The sequence below is a fragment of the Amycolatopsis vancoresmycina genome (genome assembly GCF_000716785.1).
GTDB lineage: Bacteria > Actinomycetota > Actinomycetes > Mycobacteriales > Pseudonocardiaceae > Amycolatopsis > Amycolatopsis vancoresmycina.
The window spans coordinates 627,089-645,265 of the sequence record NZ_JNYY01000006.1 but is presented as its reverse complement, the minus strand read 5'-3'; the positions used below and the strand labels follow the sequence as shown (position 1 = coordinate 645,265).

Sequence of the window (18,177 nt, the reverse complement as noted above, 5' to 3'; positions counted from 1 at the left end):
GGTTACCTGGGTCACCAGACCGGCTACCGAGGGGCACCGACATGGCCACACCCCAGCTCACCGACCGGGCGGGCGAGAAGATCGCCTGGCTGACCACCGTCACGCCGAAGGGCCGGCCCGCGCCACGGCCCGTGTGGTTCGTCCTCGAGGGCGACGACATCGTGCTGTTCAGCGAGCCCGGCACCGCGAAGCTCCGGCACATCGAAGCGAACCCCGAGGTGAGCTTCCACCTCAACAGCGACCCCGGCGGCGGCTCGATCCTCGTCGTCACCGGAACGGCGCACGTCGAGGAGGGCAAGGCGTCCGAGGCGCCCGGGTACCTCGACAAGTACGGCCCGCACTACGCGGCGATCGGCTTGACCGCGGACGGGTTCGACGCCAAGTACTCCGTCCGCATCCGCGTGGTGCCCGAGCGCACCTGGGGGTTCTGAACCGGTCCACTTCGGACCGCCACCGAGCCTGAGTTCGTGAGAAAGTGACGGATTTCCCAGCCGGTGGCCGGTCCGCGGGCCGGTTATGGTGCCTGGGTGGCCGAACACACCGGCGAAACCCGCAACGAGCAGCTCACCCGCAACGTCGGCGAGCTGCTGCAGGAGCTGCGGGTCGCCCAGGCCGGGGTGCAGATCCTCTTCGGCTTCCTGCTGTCGGTCGTGTTCACCGACCGGTTCCACGACGCCAGCGGGTTCGAGAAGGCGCTGCACCTGTCCGCGGTCGCGCTCGCCGTCGCGGCGACGGCGCTGCTGACCGCGCCCGCGGCCTGGCACCGGCTGCTGTTCCGCACGGGCAGCCGGGACCGGATCCTGCGCGTCGGCAACCGGTTCGTGCTGGCCGGGCTGGTCTGCCTGGCACTGGCGATCACCTCGACGGTCGCGCTGATCGCCAAGGTGGTCTACGGCTGGGGCGCGATGACCGTGATGGCCGTGCTGTGCCTGCTGCTGTTCGGGATCCTCTGGTTCGTCATGCCGTTCCGGCTGAACCCGGACCCTCAGCCGAGCGGCCCGCCCAAGTAGAGCGTGTCCTCCTGGACGAAGCAGAGCGGGTTGCCGAACGGGTCGTCCGCGTAGAACGACCGCTCGCCCCAGAACTGCGTCTCGATCGCGTCGTCGAGCCAGCGCGGCCCGGCGGCGCGCACCCGCTCGAACGTCTCCTCGACGTCTTCGACCGCGAGGTAGACGATCCGCGGGTCCCGCTGCGGCCGGGGCTCGCGGTGCTCGGGCGGCGCCTCGACGCAGGCCAGCACCACACCGCCGCAGGTGAAGTAGTGCCGGTTGACCGCGATGCGCTCGCCGGGGTCGCCGAAGACGGCGGCGTAGAACGTGACGGCGACTTCGACGTCGTCGACGGGCTGGATCAACCGGAACACCCGCGGGCCGCTCATGCGGGCACAGTACCGCTGTTCATCCCGTGTTCGGCAGCAGTTGCCGGTGCGGTCGGAAGCCGCCCGTAGCTTCCCGCCCGTGACTGACACTTCTCGCCGGACCTTCCTCCTCGGCGCCCCCGCCGTGGCCGCCGCGGTGACCCTGCCGAACGTCCTCGGCGCGCCCGCCGCCGAAGCCACCGGACGGCACCGCCCGGACGCCGAAGATCCGCGTTTCACGCTCGTGGTCATGCCGGACACGCAGTACCTGTTCGACGAGGACCGCGGTGACGCGGCCCCGCTGGACGCCTCGCTGCGGTACGTCCTCGACGAGTCGGCCGACAACGTTGTCTTCCTCGCGCACCTCGGTGATCTCACCCAGAACGGCCGGGCGGACGAGTTCGCCAGGATCAGCCGGTCGTTCCAGGCGCTCGACCGCCGCCGGTTCCCGTACAGCACGCTGGCGGGCAACCACGACATCGACGGCTCGAAGGACGACCAGCGCGGCCCCTCGCCGTACCTGGACGCGTTCGGCCCGCAGCGCCAGCGCAACTCGCCGACGTTCCGCGGCGCGTCCAAGGACGGCTACAACACCTTCCACGTCTTCCGCGGCGGCGGCCGCGAGTGGCTGCTGCTGGCGCTGGACTGGCGGCCCTCGGCGGGTGGCCTGAACTGGGCGAAGCAGGTCCTCGCGCAGCACCCGACGCTGCCGGCGATCCTCACCATCCACGAGCTCGTCTGGGCCGACGACGACCACCAGGCCCAGTTCTCGACGTTCGGCGAGCACGTCTGGCAGGAGCTCGTCCAGGGCAACGACCAGATCTTCCTGACGCTGAACGGCCACTACTGGCCGACCGGGCGCACCGTCCGCAAGAACGCCGCCGGGCACGACGTGCACGTCCACCTCGCCAACTACCAGGACCGCTACTACGGCGGCAGCGCGATGGTCCGGCTCTACCAGTTCGACCTCGCGCGCGGCGTGATCGACGTCCGGACGATCTCGCCGTGGCTGGCCGCGCAGGACCACCTGAGCGAGCTGCAGCAGCAGGAGGTCGAGCGCAGCGGCGCGGCCGACTACTTCAGCCTGGAGATCGACTTCGCCGAGCGGTTCAAGGCCTTCGCGCCGGTGCCGGTCCCGCCCGCCCGGCCGGCGAAGCAGTTGCTGATCCTCGGCACCGTCGCCTACTGGCGCTTCGAAGGCGGCCAGGACGGCAAAGTAGTGCCGGACAACGTCGTCGTGCGCGACCAGACCGGCCGCGGCAACGACCTCACCCGCGTCACCGCGCCCGGCAGCGGCCCGGACGCGCTGAAGTACTCGAGCGAGTTCTCGCCGCGGCAGCCGTCGCGGGCGAGCCTGCGGTTCGACGGCGGCCGCGACCCGAGCCGCGGCGCGTACCTGCGCACGGTCGACACCGCGCCGATCAACAAGCTCAAGTTCGAGCGCGGCTACACCGTCGAGGCGTTCTTCTGGCTGCCGGCGAACTTCAAGGACGGCCACCACGGCTGGTGCGGCCTGTTCGCCCGGCAGGGCAGCGGCGCGGCCGCCGGCAAGACCGGCGACGATCCGCAGGAGTCCGCGGCCACACTGTCCCTTTCGGACGGTGGTGAGCTGCAGTGGGCGGTGTACCCGCTCAACCAGGACCGGACGTCGACGAACTGGGGCCACGAGCTGCCGGTGGAGAAGTGGTGGCACGTCGCCGTGGTCAACGACGGCCGTCGCACGGTCGTCTACGTCGACGGCTGCCCGGTGGTGCGGAACCCGGCCACGCCGGCGGTCGGGCTCGCCGATCCGGGCGGTCCGTGGCTGGTCGGGGCGTCGTCCTACGGCGGGAAGGTGGACCGCAGTTTCGCGGGGCTGCTGGGTGACGTGCGGGTGGCCGACCGGCCGCTGAACCCGCGCGAATTCATGCTGGGCTGAGGCCCTTGACAGCGGGTGGACAATAAAAAATCGGCGTGCCCTCCGGAAACAACGGGAGCGATCGCCGAACCTGATATGAGTCTAACCGCTGTGAGGGGAACTTGTCAAACCAGGGGTACGACGAGGAATTGCGGGAAGAACGGGCCTACGTCGCCGCGCTGTACGAGCGGCTCGACCGCGAGCGCGCGGCGGCGCAGGCCCGCTACCACGGCGCACTCGGGCAAACCGGGGTGACGCCGGGGGAACGGGAGACCGACGTCCGCTGCCGGTCGCGGGAGGCGGCCCGGCTGGACGTCGCCGACAACGGGCTGTGCTTCGGCCGGTTGGACGCCCTTTCGGGCGAAACCAGCTACATCGGCAGGCTCGGGCTGTTCGACGCGGAAAACGACTACGAACCGTTCCTGCTGGATTGGCGGGCGCCGGCGGCGCGGCCGTTCTACGTCGCCACGGCGGCGCGGCCGGAAAACATGCGCCGCCGCCGTCAGTTCCACACGATGGGCCGCCGGGTCCTCGATTTCACCGACGAAGTCCTCGGCCGCCCCGGTGACACCGAACGCGGGGACGCGGCCCTGCTCGCGGCGGTCAACGCACCCCGCGGCGAAGGCATGCGGGACATCGTCGCGACGATCCAGGCCGAGCAGGACGAGATCATCCGCCTCGGCCACGCGGGGATGCTCGTCGTCGAAGGCGGCCCCGGTACCGGCAAGACCGCGGTGGCCCTGCACCGGGTCGCGTACCTGCTGTACACGCGGCGCGAGCGGATGTCCCGCAGCGGTGTGCTCGTGGTCGGGCCGAGTCCGCTGTTCCTCGACCACATCGGCCGCGTGCTGCCGTCGCTCGGCGAGTCGGACGTCGTCTTCCAGACCACCGGCGACCTGGTTCCGGGCTTGCACGTCACGGCCGAGGACCAGCCGGAAGTGGCGCGGCTCAAGGGTTCGTTGGCGATCCTCGACGTGCTGGCGGCCGCGGTTGCCGACCGCCAAGAGGTGCCCGAGGAGCCGGTGCCGATCGACCTGGGTGACGTCGTCGTGGCGCTCGACGCCGACCTCGTGGGCCAGGCCCGGCTCGCAGCGCGTGAGACGGGGCTGCCGCACAACGAAGCCCGCGCGGTCTTCCGCGAGCGTGTCGTGGCGCTCGTCGCCGAGCGGGTCGTGGCGAAGATCGGCGAAGGCTGGCTCACCCCGGCCGACCGCCTGCTGTGGGCGGACCTGCGCGCCGACGTCCTGGACGAGCTCGCGGAGCACGAAGCACTCGAAGCCGCGCTCGACGAGCTGTGGCCGTACCTGACACCGGAAACGCTGCTGGCGCCGCTGTACGAGTCTCCGCGCCGCCTCGAGGCCGCCGGGGCTGACCCGGCGCTGTTCCGCGCGGACGGCGCGGTCTGGACCGTGCCGGACGTGCCGCTGCTCGACGAGCTGGTCGATCTCCTCGGCCGGGACGACACCGAGGAACGGGCCGCGGCGCGCCGTCGTGCGGAAGCGGAGGCCGAGTACGCCTCCGGCGTCATGGAACTGATGCAGCTCGACCAGGAGGAACTCGACGAGGACGTCCAGCTGGTCGCGGAAGACCTCCTCGACGCCGAGGAGCTGGCCGGGCGGTTCGTCGAACGCGACACGCGCGACCTCGCCGAGCGGGCGGCCGCCGACCGGGACTGGACCTACGGGCACGTCGTCGTCGACGAGGCCCAGGAACTGTCCGAAATGGACTGGCGGGTGCTGGCGCGGCGGTGCCCCAGCCGGTCGTTCACGATCGTCGGCGACCTCGCGCAGCGCCGGTCCGCGGCCGGGGCACGGGACTGGGCGACGATGCTGGCGCCGTACGCCGGGGACCGCTGGCTGTACCGCGAACTGACCGTGAACTACCGGACCCCGGCGGAGATCATGGCCGTCGCGGGCGCGGTGCTGGCCCGGTTCGCGCCGTCCGCGCGGCCGCCGGAATCGGTGCGGGCGTGCGGCGTCCGGCCGTGGTCCAGACGAGTGGCGGACGGCGAACTCGCGGACGCCATCGAGGACTTCGTCCGTGACGAAGCCGGCCGCGAAGGGACCAGCGTGGTGATCGGCCCGCCGGGGGTGCCGGGAACGATCCCGCCGTCGGCCGCGAAGGGGCTGGAGTTCGACGCCGTCCTCGTCGTCGAGCCCGCGCGCATCCTGGCCGCGGGCCCGCGCGGCGCGGCCGAGCTCTACGTCGCGCTCACGCGCGCCACGCAGCGCCTCGGGGTGCTGCACCGGGATCCGCTCCCGGCGGCGCTGACCGGCCTCGCCGAGGCCGGCGTTCCGGTGCGGGCGGGGCACCGGCGGTTCCTGTAGCGGGCCAGGGGGTGGCGGGTGCAGGCCCGTCATCCCCGGTCCCGTTACGCCGTGAGCCGGCCCCAGGAGTAGTCCTGCTTGGCCAGCTTCAGGTACACGAACAGCTCGGTCCCGGACACGCCCGGGATCTTGCGCACTTCGTCGCCGAGCACCTCGAGCATGTGGTCGTCGTCCCGGCAGACGAGTTCGGCCAGCAGGTCGTAGCGCCCGGCGCACAACACGACGTAGTGCACGTTTTCGAGCTCGGACAGCTTGTCCGCGACGTCGCGGGGATCAGCGCCGTCGACGTTGATGCCGACCATGGCCTGCCGCGTCAGATCCACGTTGGCGGGGTCGGTCACCGCGACGATCTGCATCAGGTCGTCGCGGAGCAGCCGCTGCACGCGCTGGCGGACCGCTCCCTCCGAAAGCCCGACCGCCTTGGCGAGCGCGGTGAACGAGGCGCGGCCATCCTGTTGGAGCAGGGCGATCAACGATCTGTCCGTATTGTCCAGCGCGCGCGCACGTGTTTCGTCACCCATGCCGTCCCTCCCTGTGTTTCGGCATGTGATTTGTCAAGTGCGCAGCGTATCGAGACCTGCCGAGAAAGCGAGCCCTCGGCGGCAGCTTCGCGTGATTCGGCGTACACGCCACGATCAGCCGAGGAATCGGTGGCTGCGGGTGAAACTCACGAGGTTTTCCGAGGCGGTTTTGTGCGCCCGCGCACAGCGGGACGCGCGTACCGCACCGCGGCAGGTACCGTCTGGCGGCTCTGTCGTACCGGTGACCCAGGAGGACCAACGCATGTCGGAGGCCGTGGCGTTCGCCCCCGCCGTTCCCGCGAAGGGATTGCGCGGTGGTGCGCTGGGCATGGTGTCGTCGATGGTCATCGGGATGTCGTCGACCGCGCCGGCCTATTCCATCGCGGCCACGCTCGGGCTGATCGTGCTGGCGGGCACCGGGTTCAAGGCGGCCGCGTTCGTGCTGCTCTCCTTCGTGCCGGTGCTGTTCGTGGCGTTCGCCTTCCGCGAGCTGAACACCGCGGAACCCGACTGCGGCACCAACTTCACCTGGGCGGCGCGCGCGTTCGGCCCGCACGCCGGGTGGTTCACCGGCTGGGTCGTGACGGTCGCGCAGCTGCTGGTGATGAGCAGCCAGTCCGCGCTCACCGGCCGGTACACGCTGCTGCTGTTCGGCGCGTCCGGGGCGGCGGACAACCGGTGGGTGACGACGGCGATCGGCGCCGCGTGGCTGCTCGCGCTGTGCTGGCTCTGCTACCGCGGGATCGAGGTCTCCGCGCGGGCGCAGTGGATCCTGCTCGGCGTCGAGCTCGCCGTCCTGGTGCTCTTCTCGGTCGTCGCGCTGGTCCGCGTCTTCGACGGCACGGCCGGGCCGCAGGCGTCGCTGCCGAAGCTCGACTGGCTGTGGCCGGGCGGGGTATCGGCCGGCACCGCGGTTTCGGCGGTCCTGCTGGCCGTGTTCATTTACTGGGGCTGGGAAAGCTCGCTGTCGGTCAACGAGGAGTCGGCCGATCCGCGCCGCGCACCGGGCCGGGCCGCGGTGCTTTCGACGGTGCTGCTGGTGCTGAACTACCTGCTCGTGACGGTCGCCGCGCTCGCCTTCGCCGGGGTCGGCGAGGACGGGATCGGCTTGGCGAACGCGGCGAATTCCGAGGACGTCCTGGCCGGCCTGGGCGGCGCGGTGTTCGGCGACGGCACGACGGGGAAGGTGCTGGGCGTGCTGCTGATCGTGTCCGTGCTGACCAGCGGCGCGGCCACCAGCCAGGCGACGATCATGCCGGCGGCCCGCACGACGCTGTCGATGGCCAGCCACGGCGCCCTGCCGCGGGTGTTCGGCCGCGTGCACCCGCGGTTCCGGACGCCGACCGTGGCGACCTGGGCGTTCGGGCTCGTTTCGCTGGCCGTGTACGTCCTCCTGGCGCTGATCAGCGACAACGTCCTGGCCGACTCGGTGGACGCGGTCGGCCTGACCATCGCCATCGAGTACACGATGACGGCGCTGGCCTGCGTCTGGGTGTTCCGCCGGACGCTCTTCGCGAGCGTGCGCAACTTCGTGTTGCGCGGGCTGCTGCCGTTCACCGGTGGCGTGTTCTTCCTGGCGGTGCTGGTGTTCGCGCTGATCGAGTACGCGCGGCCGGACGCGGGCGAGACGACGGTGTTCGGCATCGGCGGCGTCGCGGTGATCGGCGTGGTGTCGATCGTGCTCGGGGTGCCGCTGATGTTCGCGGTCCACCGCGCCTGCCGGGAGTTCTTCGCCGGCCGCCGCCTGCCGCGCGGGGTCGTGCCGCGCGGCGGCGACTCGATCGTCAGCCCAAGTCGCGTCGGCTGAGGTCCTCCTCGGTTTCGCGGCGCACCAGCAGCGTCGCGACGCCGCCGCGGACGCCGACCAGCGGCGGGCGGCCGACTTGGTTGTAGTTCGACGCCAGCGAGTGGTGGTACGCGCCGGTGCACGGCACGGCCAGCAGGTCGCCCGCGTGCAGGTCGGCGGGCAGGCTGATGCCCTCGGCGAGGATGTCACCGGCTTCGCAGTGCCGGCCGACCACGGTCATCGGGACGCGCCGCGCCTTCGAATGCCGTCCCACCAGGCGCGTGGTGTACCGGGCGCCGTAGAGGGACGGCCGCGCGTTGTCGCTCATGCCGCCGTCGACCGCGACGAACGTGCGGCTCCCGCGCTTGACCGCGCACACGCGGTAGACCGTGATCCCGGCCGGCCCGACGATCGCCCGGCCGGGCTCGATCGTCAGCCGGGGCAGGGGGAAGCCGCGCGCGGCGCATTCGTAGGCGAGCGCGACGCGCAGGCGCCGCGAGTAGCCGCCGAGGTCGAACGCGGGCTCGCCGCCGACGTACGGCACCGCGTGCCCGCCGCCGAGATCGAGTTCCCGCAGCGTGACGCCGTGGATGTCGCGGATCCGCGACAGGACTTCGGCCATCCGCCGCGCGGCGGCCTCGTACCGGTCGACCCGGGAAACCTGCGAGCCGATGTGGCAGTGCAGCCCTGTCAGCCGCAACCCGGGTTGTCGCTTCACGGCTTCGACGGCGGCGTCGACGTTGTCGGGAACGCCGTCGAGGAGCGAGAAGCCGAACTTCTGGCCTTCGGCGCCGGTGCTGATGGCGGCGTGCGCCCCGGCCGCGACGCCCGGCGTCACCCGGATCATGACCTGCTGAGCGCCGTGGGCGAGCACGCCGAGCTGGCCGATCTCGTCGAGCGAGTCGACGACGATCCGCCGCACGCCGTAGCCGAGCGCGGCCTTCAGGTCCTCGGGCGTCTTCGCGTTGCCGTGCAGCAGCATGCGTTCGGCGGGGAAGCCGACCGAGCGCGCAACGGCGATCTCACCGGCGGAGCAGGTGTCGAGCGACAGTCCCGCTTCGGCGACCCAACGCAGCACGGCCCGCGTACACAGCGCCTTGCTCGCGTACGCGACTTCGACGTCCGGCAGCGCTTCGCGGTACTCGCGCGCGGTGTCACGGACCTGCTGTTCGTCGATGAAGTACGACGGCGTCCCGAAGCGGGCGGCGAGGTGGCTGACGGGCGCACCGGCGAAGAACAGTTCGCCGTCTTCGCCGAGTCGGGTGCTACGCGGCCAGACTCCTGGCTCGAGGTGATCGGCGGCTTCGCAGCCGAGGCTGGGAAGAAGCTCGCTGAGCGTCACGGGTGCCTCCGGGCATCACGGCGGATCGGACCCCGTCAGAACACCCCCGCCGGCGCGCCCGGAGATCACCCGCCAATGCCGTCCTGACGGATTCCGGGCGCCCGCTGACGCGTTGTTAACGCGCCAGTAACTTGCGTCACCTACGACAGCCCCCACGACGACAGCAGCCCGAAGAGCTGCTCCCGCTCGGGCCCGGTCAGCAGCCGGCTCGGGGGCCGGACGTCCGGACGGCACAGGCCGAGCTGGCTCAGCGCGTCCTTGACCACGCTGACGTTGTTCGCGTTGCCGTTCGCCGCCCGGAGCTCCTCGAACGGCCGGATCCGCTCCCAGACCGTCATCGCCGCCGGGTAGTCCCCTGTGGACAGTGCGCGGAACATCTCCAGCGAGATCGCGGGGTCGACGTTCACCAGACCGGACGTGAACCCCGTGGCCCCGACGGCGAAGTAGCCCGGCGCCGACAGCTCCGCCAGGCCCGCGATCCACACGAACCGGCCGAAGCCCGCGTCCCGCGCGACCGCGCCGAACCGCACCGGGTCCGGCACCGCGTACTTGACGCCGATCACGTTCGGGGCCGCCTCGCCGAGCGCGCGCAGCTGGTCACCGGTGATCGCCGGGTTGCGGACGTACAGCACGACGCCGAGTTCCGGGACCGCGGCGGCGATCGCCGCGTGGTAATCGACCCAGCCGTCGCCCGAGACGTACGGGTGCACCGGCTGGTGGATCATGATCAGGTCCGCGCTGGCGTCCCGCGCGTGCGCGGCGGCCCGCGTCGCCGAAGCGACGTCGTGCCCGATCCCCGCCAGCACGCTCGCCCGGCCCGCCGCCGCTTCGACGGTGACTTCCAGGCACCGCCGCGCTTCGTCCGCGTCCAGCGCGTAGAACTCGCCGGTGTTCCCGTTCGGCGTCACGACCTCGATGCCGCCGGTGATCAGCCGGTCCACCAGCTTCGCGTACGTCTGGTCGTCGACGGCGCCCTCGGTGTCGAACGGCGTGACCGGGATGGCCACCACCCCGGAAAGCCGCCGCCTCTGCTCCTCGAACGTCATCGGGCCCCCTTCGGATCGCCGGTCTCGGTGGTGCGCTCGCCGGGCAGCTCGAAGGCGACCCGGTCGATGAAATCGGTGATGTGCTTGCGCAGCAGGTGTTCGGTCTGCCGGGCGTTGCCGCTCTCGGCGGCGTTCAGGATCGCCCGGTGCTCGGCCGCTTCGCCCTGCCACGTCGGGCTGATGCCCCAGCCGGTGACGGTGATCAGCGCGGCCTGGTCGCGCAGCCCGTCCAGGACCTCGACCAGCAGCGGGTTCCCGCACCCGGCGTAGAGCGCGCGGTGGAACAGCCGGTTGGCCAGGCTGGCTTTCGCGCGGTCGGACGCGGCCGTGCCGGTCTCGACGCCGGCCAGCACCTGCCGCGCGGGACCGAAGTCCGCGCCGTGCTCGACCGCGCGCCGGACGGCTTCGGGCTCGAGCAGCGCGCGCAGGTCGCACACCGCGTACGCGCTCTCGGCGTCCATGACCCGGACCGCCGCCCCCTTGTACGTGCTCATCGTGACCAAACCGGAACCGGCCAGGATCCGCAGGGCCTCGCGCACCGGCGTCTTCGACACCCCGAGCAGGGCGCCGACCTCGGCTTCGACGAGCGTTTCGCCCGGCCCGAACTCGCCGCTCAAGATCGCTTCCTTGATGGCGTCACGCACGAAATCCGTCCGCGAGACGGGCGGCGGCGGCCTCCGGGCCGATGAAGTGCTCGCCACTGGCATGTCCGATCTGATATACGATGCGACATACAACATTATCACGGACCTAGGGAGCAGCCATGCAGCGTTGCACCGGCTTCCGATTCCGACGAGTGTTGCTGGCGGTGGGTCTCGCCGCCGGCCTGGCGGCCTGCGGCGCACCCGGCGGTGACGGCGGCCAGGCGGCGGACCCCAAGGCGGTGCCGGACAAACCGAGCAAGCCCGTCGAGCTGAACATCCTCGACGTCGCGGGCAACCTGCAGCTCACCAAGCAGATGATCGAGAACTTCAAGGCCGCGCACCCCGAAGTCCTCGCGAAGGTCACCTATTCGACGGCGCCCGCGCCGAGCATGGCGGGCAAGCTGAAGGCCGAGCAGGACGGCGGCGTCGCCCAGACGCACCTGGTCCTCAGCGGCACCGACGGCCTTTCGGCTGGCATCGCGAACGGCACGCTGGTCAAGGTGCTGCCGGACTTCTCGAGCCGGTTCCCGAACCTGATGCAGAACTACCTCGAGCCCGCGGCCAAGATGCAGGAGCTGGCCAACGGTTATGGCATCGAGGTCGTCTACTACCCGTCGGGCCCGCTCCTGGAGTTCAACCCCGGCGCGGTGCCCGCCGCGCCGGCGTCCCCGCAGGACCTGCTCGACTGGGCGAAGGCGCACCCGGAGAAGTTCCAGTACGCCCAGCCGTCGAACTCCGGCCCGGGCCGGACGTTCCTGATGGGCCTGCCGTACCTGCTCGGCGACAAGGACCCGAAGGACCCGGACAAGGGCTGGGACAAGACCTGGGCGTTCCTGCAGGAGCTCGGCAAGTACGTGAAGTACTACCCGTCGGGCACCACGGAGACGATGAAGAACCTCGCGTCCGGGTCGGTGGACATGATCATGTCGACCACCGGATGGGACATCAACCCGCGCAAGCTCGGCACCGTGCCCAACACGGTCAAGACGGCGATCATGCAGCCGATGCACTGGGTCACCGACGCCCAGTACGCACTCATCCCGAAGGGGTTGTCGCCGGATCAGGAGTCGGCGATCCTGCAGCTGGTGGCGTGGATGTTGAAGCCGGACCAGCAGGCCATCGCCTACGACGACGGCTACTTCTACCCCGGTCCGGCGGTCAAGGACGTCACCCTGCAGATGGCGCCCCAGAAGAGCCAGGACACGCTTCGGCAGTTCGGGCGCCCGGAGTACGAGCAGTGGATCTCGCAGTACCCGAAGGAGACCTCGCTGCCGGCCGAGCAGCAGGTGAAGGCGTTCGACAAGTGGAACCAGCTGGTCGGCGGCTCGAAGGTCGGCAAGAAGTGACGTTCGGGCAGCTGCGGCTGGACGGCGTCTCGCGCAGCTTCGGCACCGCGAACGCCCTGCGCGGCCTCGACCTCGCCATCGCGCGCGGCGAGTTCGTGGCCCTGCTCGGCCCGTCCGGCTGCGGCAAGTCGACCGCGTTGAACTGCCTGGCGGGCCTGCTGCCGCTGACCGCGGGGAGCATCTGGCTCGACGACACCCGGATCGACGGGCAGCCGCCGGAGCAGCGCGGGTTCGGGATGGTGTTCCAGAACTACGCGCTGTTCCCGCACATGTCGGTCCGCGCCAACGTCGGGTTCGGCCTGAAGATGCGCAAGGTCGGCCGCGCCGAGGCCCGGCGCCGGGTGGACGAGGCCCTCCGCCTCGTCCAGCTCACCGAGCACGCGGCGAAGTTCCCCGCCCAGCTCTCAGGCGGCCAGCAGCAGCGCGTCGCCATCGCCCGCGCGGTGGTGCTGGAGCCGCCGGTGGTGCTGATGGACGAGCCGTTGTCCAATTTGGACGCCAAGCTCCGCCTGGAGATGCGGATGGAGATCCGCCGCCTCCACCAGACGCTCGGCCTGACCACGGTGTATGTGACCCACGACCAGGAGGAGGCGCTGTCACTGGCCGACCGCCTGGTGGTGCTGCGCGAGGGCGCGGTCCAGCAGATCGGCACGCCGGAGGAGGTGTACGCCCAGCCGGTGAACAGTTATGTGGCCTCCTTCATGGGGTATCGCAACTTGTTGGACGTGACGGTCACCGGCACCGCGGGCTCAACGGTCACCGTGTCGGGCGAAGGCGTCCGCCTCACCGGCCGCGGCTCGCAGACCGAGGGCCCGGCAAAGGTGGCAATCCGCCCGGAGGACTTCGTCGTCGGCGACGGCATGGAGAACGCCCTCGACGTGACGGTCGAGATCGTCGAGTACCACGGCCGCGAGCTGTCGATCTCGGCCCGGCTGGCGACCGGCGTGCCGGTCTACTTCCGGACCGACAAGCGCCTCGCCCCCGGCGACACCGCGAAGATCGGCGTCCCGGCCGAGCGGGTCCTGGTGTTCGCGCCGTGACGGCCGCGATCGCGAGGGCGGGAGCCGGGCACCGCGGTGGTTGCGCGGTGGGTGCGCCGAGGGTGGATGGCGCCCGGGGTGGTGTGGTGGCCGCCGCGAGGAGCGGTGTGGCGGGGGTGGTCGCGGTGTGGGTTCCTGCCCTCCCTGGTGCGGTGGTGGTCGCCGGGCGGCTTGCTGCTGCCGTCCGGGGTGCGGCGGTCGCCGTGTGGGCTGGCGCCGGGCTTGTGGAGGTTGCGCCATGACGTCCGTCGTGAGCGCTCGTCCGGCGCTGCGGCACCGGCTCGCCGAACGCGGTGTCGACCGCACCCTGCTGCTCCTGGTGCCCGGCCTGCTGGTCACCGCCTGTCTGTTCCTGTACCCCTTCCTCTACGGCCTCCAGTTGTCGTTCACGCCGCGCAAGGGCGGCGTCTTCGCGAACTACGCGCGGTTCTTCGGCGACCCGTACCTGCGCGACACGATCTGGACGACGCTCGGCATCGCGCTGCCCGCGACGTTCATCAACGTCCTCGCCAGCATCCCGATCGCCTACGTGATGCGCGGCCGGGTCCGCGGCAAGCGCCTGCTGACCACGATCCTGGTCGTGCCGATCACGCTCGGCACGGTGCTCACCGCGCAGGGCCTGATCATGTACGGCGGACCGGCCGGCTGGCTGAACAAGGTGCTCACCGTCCTCGGCGTCACCGACCAGCCGCTGCCGCTGATCCACAACTACACCGGCGTTCTCCTGTCGCTGGTGATCACCGGCTTCCCGTTCTCCTTCCTGCTCACGTTGTCCTACCTGTCGGGCATCGACCCCTCCCTGGAGAAGGCAGCCGCGACGCTCGGCGCGAACGGCGTCCAGCGCTTCCGGCGGATCACGCTGCCTCTGCTGGCTCCCGGCCTGGCGATCACCTTCTGCCTTTCGTTCGTGATGGCGTTCTCGGTCTTCCCGAGCGCGCAACTCGTCGGCGACCCGGCGAACGAGACGCGCGTCATCTCGATCGCCGCCTACCACGCCGCGTTCGAGGAGTACGACTACTCGATGGGCTCGGCCGTCGCGATGCTCATGGCGGTGATCATGCTGATCGTGATCGGGCTGGTCATGGCGTGGCGCGGCACGCTGTACCGCGGAGCGACCGGAGGCAAGGGATGACCGGTTGGGTCGCGCGTCCCGGACGTTGGGTCGTCTGGGCCGTCGTCGCGTTCTTCTTCGTCAACCTCGCCGGCGTGGTGCTGTCGGTGGTCGTCGACTCGTTCGGCACGCAGTGGTTCGGCAGCTGGCTCCCGGACGCCTTCACCACCCACTGGTACGCCGACGCCTGGCGCGAGTTCGGCCTCTCCGACGTGCTCCTCACCACGGCGATCGTCGCCCTGGTGGTGATCGCCGTGTCGGTCGCGGTCGGTGTCCCGGCCGCCTACGCGCTGGCCCGCCGCTCGTTCCCCGGCAAGCGCCTGGTGATGCTCCTGTTCGTGCTGCCGATCCTGATCCCTCCCATCACCTACGGCATCCCGCTGGCCACCGTGCTCTACAAGTTCCACCTGGCCGGCACGATCACCGGCGTCATCCTGGCCAACCTCGTACCGTCGGTGCCGTTCGTCGTGCTGACGATGACGCCGTTCATCGAGCAGATCGACCCGAAGATCGAGGCCGCGGCCCGGATGTCCGGCGCCCGGACGGTCTCGGTGTTCACCCGCGTCCTGGGCCCGCTCCTGCTGCCGGGCATCCTCGCGGCGTCGATCCTGGTGCTGGTGCGCACGGTCGGCATGTTCGAGCTGACGTTCCTCACCGCCGGCCCGGACTCGACGACCCTGGTGGTGGCCCTGTACAACTCCGTGTTCGCGGCCGGCATCCGCGCGAACCAGTCGGTCGATGCCATGGCGACCATCTACACCGCGTCCATGCTCGTGCTCCTTCTCGTCGCGTTGCGGTTCGTGAACCCGACCCAGCTGGTGACCCGGATCCGGGAGGAAACCTGATTCGTTCGCTCATGTGATCGACTTTACCGCGAACACTCGAACAAATGATCGACACGATCGGGCGAATCTGGTCCTTGCGCCTCCCGCAAGGGGAGGTGCCAGGCTGGCGGCATGCGGTATTCGATCGGCGACCTGGCCCGCCGGACCGGGCTCACGATCAAGGCCGTCCGGTTCTACTCCGACCGCGGGCTCGTGCCGCCGTCCGGGCGCAACGCCGCCGGTCACCGGCAGTACGACGACGCCGCGCTCGCCCGGCTCGGCCTGGTGCGAACCCTGCGTGAGCTGGGGTTCGGGCTGGCTGCGATCCGCCGGATCGTCGACGGCGAAGCGACCGTCGCCGACGTCGCGGCGACGCACGCGAAGGCGCTGGAAGCGGAAATTCGCGTGCTGCGGCTGCGGCACGCGGTGCTGACGGCCGTCGCCGGCCGCGGCTCGACCACTGAGGAGACCACGCGCATGCACGAGCTGGCCCGGCTGTCCGCCGCCGAACGCCGCCGCCTGGTCGGCGACTTCCTCGCCGAAGCCCTCGGCGACCGTCCCGAACTCGCCGGGGTCGCCCGCACGCTGACCCCGGAACTGCCCGAGGACCCGAGCCCCGGCCAGCTCGACGCGTGGATCGAGCTGGCCGGGCTGACCCGGGACGGCGAGTTCCGCGCGGTTCTCCGCCGCCTCGTGGAGCAGCACGAAGGCGGGCTGCGCCGCGACTTGGCCGCGCAGGTGCGCGACGCCGTCACGCCGGCGCTGGCGGCGGGCGTGGACCCGGCGTCGCCGGAAGCCGCGGCGATCGTCGAGCGCCTCGGGCGCGACCGCGGCGAGCTGCGGACCTGGCTCGGGCTCGTCCGCGACCCCCGCCGCGAGCGGTACCTGGAGCTGCTCGCGGTGGTCAACGGCTGGGCGGCGCCGGAAAGCCTGGCCCCGACGCTCGACTGGCTGACCGCGGCTACGGCCGCATGACCGCGGCTGCGGCTGGGCGACCGGGGGCTGCGGTCGGCTGATTGCGCTGCGGCTGCTTGACCCCGGCGGCTGCTGGCTGACCGGAGCTGCGACCGCCTGATCGCGGCTGTGGCTGCCCGATCGTCACGGCCGCTTGGCCGCGGTTACGGCCGCTTGACCTCCGCCCCGATCCGCGCCAGCACCTCCGCCGCCCCAGCAGCATCAAGTCGGCTTCCGTCCCGCAGTCGCAGCGAAAGCAGCCCGTTACCAGCCTCCCGCGGCCCGATCACAGCCTGGTACGGCACCAGCCGCCCCTCCCGGATCCGGGCACCCAAACTGCCCTCCGACGCGATCTCGGCCCGCAGGTCACCGCACCGCTCCAGGACCTCACGCGCGTACGGCAGTTCCGCAGCCGACAGCGGCAGCAACCGGAGCTGCACCGGCGCCAGCCACCCCGGGAACGCGCCGCCGTGGACCTCGATCAGCTGGGCCACCGCGCGTTCGACGCTGCCGATGATGCTCCGGTGCAGCATGACCGGCCGGTGCTTCGCGCCGTCCGCGCCGACGTACTCCAGACCGAACTGCGCGGGCTGGTGGAAGTCGACCTGGATGGTCGACAGGGTCGATTCGCGGCCCGCGTCGTCGGCGATCTGGATGTCGATCTTCGGTCCGTAGAACGCCGCTTCGCCCTCGACGGCGTCGTACGGGAGGCCGTCGAGGACCGAACGCAGGATGCCGATCGCGCGGTCCCAGTCCCCCTGGACGTATTTCCCGCCGTCATCGGGCAGCGACAGGCGGAAGCGTGCCGGGCTGATGCCGAGCGCGTCGTACGCCCGCCGGATCAGGGCCAGCGCGGCTGCGGCCTCGGCTTCGACCTCGTCGAGGGTGCAGAAGACGTGCGCGTCGTTGAGCTGGATCGCGCGCACCCGGTTCAGGCCGCCGAGCACTCCGGAGAGCTCGGACCGGTACATCCCGCCCAGCTCGGCGATCCGCAGCGGGAGCTCGCGGTAGCTGCGGCCGGCCGAGCGGTAGATCAGCGCGTGGTGCGGGCACAGGCTCGGCCGCAGCACCAGCTGCTCGCCGCCGACGTCCATCGGCGGGAACATGTCGTCGCGGTAGAGCGACCAGTGCCCGGAAATCTCGTACAGCTCGCGTTTGCCCAGCACCGGCGAATGGACGTGCCGGTACCCCGCCCGCCGTTCGAGGTCGTGGACGTACTCCTCCAGGCTGTGGCGGACGAGCGCGCCGTCGGGCAGCCAGTAGGGCAGGCCGGCGCCGATCAGCGGGTCGGTGCCGAACAGGCCGAGTTCGCGGCCGAGCTTGCGGTGGTCGTGCATCGGGGACTCCCTCGTGGACGGCGAGGCGGGAGACCACAAGACGAAGCCCGGGGCACCCGCCCCGGGCTCGAAACGTCGTTCAGCGCGCCGGGACACTCTCCGGCGTCGTCGTCTGTGCGCGCTTCATGGAATTGACGGTAGCAGCGGCCGCCACTCCTTTTCAGGAGTCGAGGAACCGCTCCAGCTGCTCGACGACGAACGCGTGGTCCTCGGCCTGCGGCAGCCCGGACACGCCGACCGTGCCGACCGGCCCGACCCCGCGCACCAGCACCGGGAACACGCCGCCGTGCGCCGCGAACTCGCCGAGGTCGAGGCGGGAGTGCTGCTCGAACGAGCCGCCGTTCGCGCGGAACTGCGTCCCGATCAGGAACGAGCTGTGCCCGTAGCGGTCGACGACCCGGCTCTTGCGGTCGATCCAGCCGTCGTTGTCCGCCGACGTGCCGGGCAGCGCGGCGTGGAAGAGCCGCTGGCCGTTGCGCCGGATCGAGATCGTCACCGCCAGCCCGCGGTCGGCCGCGGCGTCCAGCATCTGCCGGCCGAGGGCGAGCGCGGTTTCGTTGTCGAACGTCGTGAACTGGAGGCGTTCCTCCTGCTCGAAGAGCTGGGCGAGGCGTTCGGCTTCGGTCATGGGCCTATTAAATCAAC

The 18,177-nt window shown here is 71.1% G+C and carries 17 protein-coding genes; 10 read left to right on the top strand and 7 right to left on the bottom strand.

The features are described from left to right. The first annotated feature begins 41 nt into the window (after positions 1–41). The gene (locus OO60_RS18115) at positions 42–431 is read left to right on the top strand and encodes a TIGR03667 family PPOX class F420-dependent oxidoreductase (RefSeq protein ID WP_003084695.1); all 390 of its coding nucleotides are present in this window, start codon (positions 42–44) and stop codon (positions 429–431) included. 96 nt (positions 432–527) lie between these two features. Further along, positions 528–1,010 carry a DUF6328 family protein gene (locus OO60_RS18110; RefSeq protein WP_003084702.1) on the top strand — a complete coding sequence of 161 codons (483 nt, stop codon included), beginning with the start codon at positions 528–530 and terminating at the stop codon, positions 1,008–1,010. On the opposite strand, the gene OO60_RS18105 is transcribed toward OO60_RS18110, so the two are convergent. Next, positions 986–1,378 carry a VOC family protein gene (locus OO60_RS18105; RefSeq protein ID WP_003084705.1) on the bottom strand — a complete coding sequence of 131 codons (393 nt, stop codon included), beginning with the start codon at positions 1,376–1,378 and terminating at the stop codon, positions 986–988. The genes OO60_RS18110 and OO60_RS18105 overlap by 25 nt on opposite strands. Before the next feature lie 79 nt (positions 1,379–1,457). On the opposite strand from OO60_RS18105, the gene OO60_RS18100 reads away from it, so the two are divergent. Beyond that, a complete protein-coding gene (locus OO60_RS18100) occupies positions 1,458–3,275 on the top strand; it encodes a laminin G domain-containing metallophosphoesterase family protein (protein WP_033261696.1) in 1,818 nt (605 codons plus the stop codon). Between the two features lie 101 nt (positions 3,276–3,376). Continuing rightward, positions 3,377–5,581 carry an RNA polymerase recycling motor ATPase HelR gene (gene helR, locus OO60_RS18095; protein ID WP_081655862.1) on the top strand — a complete coding sequence of 735 codons (2,205 nt, stop codon included), beginning with the start codon at positions 3,377–3,379 and terminating at the stop codon, positions 5,579–5,581. A gap of 44 nt (positions 5,582–5,625) precedes the next feature. Here helR and OO60_RS18090 read toward each other — a convergent pair whose 3' ends face one another. Beyond that, positions 5,626–6,102 (bottom strand): Lrp/AsnC family transcriptional regulator, encoded by a 477-nt coding sequence (locus tag OO60_RS18090; protein ID WP_033261695.1) that lies wholly within the window; start codon positions 6,100–6,102, stop codon positions 5,626–5,628. Between the two features lie 262 nt (positions 6,103–6,364). Between OO60_RS18090 and OO60_RS18085 the strand changes: the two genes are divergently transcribed. Next, complete coding sequence (locus OO60_RS18085; protein ID WP_003084715.1) at positions 6,365–7,909, top strand: APC family permease; 1,545 nt, start codon at positions 6,365–6,367, stop codon at positions 7,907–7,909. Here the strand turns inward: OO60_RS18085 and lysA are convergent. The 3 genes from lysA to OO60_RS18070 all read right to left on the bottom strand — a co-directional run bounded on the left by lysA (position 7,887) and on the right by OO60_RS18070 (position 10,977). Further along, positions 7,887–9,230: a diaminopimelate decarboxylase gene (gene lysA / locus OO60_RS18080; protein ID WP_003084721.1), complete on the bottom strand. Its 1,344-nt coding sequence runs from the start codon at positions 9,228–9,230 to the stop codon at positions 7,887–7,889. The two genes, OO60_RS18085 and lysA, sit on opposite strands and share 23 nt — an antisense overlap. Before the next feature lie 140 nt (positions 9,231–9,370). Further along, positions 9,371–10,276 (bottom strand): dihydrodipicolinate synthase family protein, encoded by a 906-nt coding sequence (locus OO60_RS18075; RefSeq protein WP_003084724.1) that lies wholly within the window; start codon positions 10,274–10,276, stop codon positions 9,371–9,373. Continuing rightward, a complete protein-coding gene (locus OO60_RS18070; protein ID WP_033261694.1) occupies positions 10,273–10,977 on the bottom strand; it encodes a GntR family transcriptional regulator in 705 nt (234 codons plus the stop codon). The genes OO60_RS18075 and OO60_RS18070 overlap by 4 nt, the downstream gene beginning before the upstream one ends. Before the next feature lie 62 nt (positions 10,978–11,039). Between OO60_RS18070 and OO60_RS18065 the strand changes: the two genes are divergently transcribed. From OO60_RS18065 to OO60_RS18045, 5 genes are all read left to right on the top strand, one after another. Then, on the top strand, positions 11,040–12,266 hold the full coding sequence (locus OO60_RS18065; protein WP_205624176.1) for an extracellular solute-binding protein: 1,227 nt from the start codon (positions 11,040–11,042) through the stop codon (positions 12,264–12,266). Next, positions 12,263–13,306 carry an ABC transporter ATP-binding protein gene (locus OO60_RS18060; RefSeq protein WP_003084730.1) on the top strand — a complete coding sequence of 348 codons (1,044 nt, stop codon included), beginning with the start codon at positions 12,263–12,265 and terminating at the stop codon, positions 13,304–13,306. Before OO60_RS18065 ends, OO60_RS18060 begins: the two co-directional genes overlap by 4 nt. A gap of 238 nt (positions 13,307–13,544) precedes the next feature. Continuing rightward, entirely contained in the window at positions 13,545–14,438 is an 894-nt protein-coding gene (locus tag OO60_RS18055) for an ABC transporter permease (RefSeq protein ID WP_003084731.1), read from the top strand. Continuing rightward, entirely contained in the window at positions 14,435–15,262 is an 828-nt protein-coding gene (locus OO60_RS18050) for an ABC transporter permease (protein ID WP_003084732.1), read from the top strand. The genes OO60_RS18055 and OO60_RS18050 overlap by 4 nt, the downstream gene beginning before the upstream one ends. Positions 15,263–15,373: 111 nt before the next feature. Next, a complete protein-coding gene (locus OO60_RS18045) occupies positions 15,374–16,216 on the top strand; it encodes a MerR family transcriptional regulator (RefSeq protein WP_003084742.1) in 843 nt (280 codons plus the stop codon). A 143-nt stretch (positions 16,217–16,359) separates the two neighbouring features. Here OO60_RS18045 and thrS read toward each other — a convergent pair whose 3' ends face one another. Then, positions 16,360–17,571: a threonine--tRNA ligase gene (thrS, locus tag OO60_RS18040; RefSeq protein ID WP_280513807.1), complete on the bottom strand. Its 1,212-nt coding sequence runs from the start codon at positions 17,569–17,571 to the stop codon at positions 16,360–16,362. Between the two features lie 121 nt (positions 17,572–17,692). Further along, positions 17,693–18,160 carry a heme-degrading domain-containing protein gene (locus tag OO60_RS18035; protein ID WP_003084749.1) on the bottom strand — a complete coding sequence of 156 codons (468 nt, stop codon included), beginning with the start codon at positions 18,158–18,160 and terminating at the stop codon, positions 17,693–17,695. Positions 18,161–18,177 lie beyond the last annotated feature (17 nt).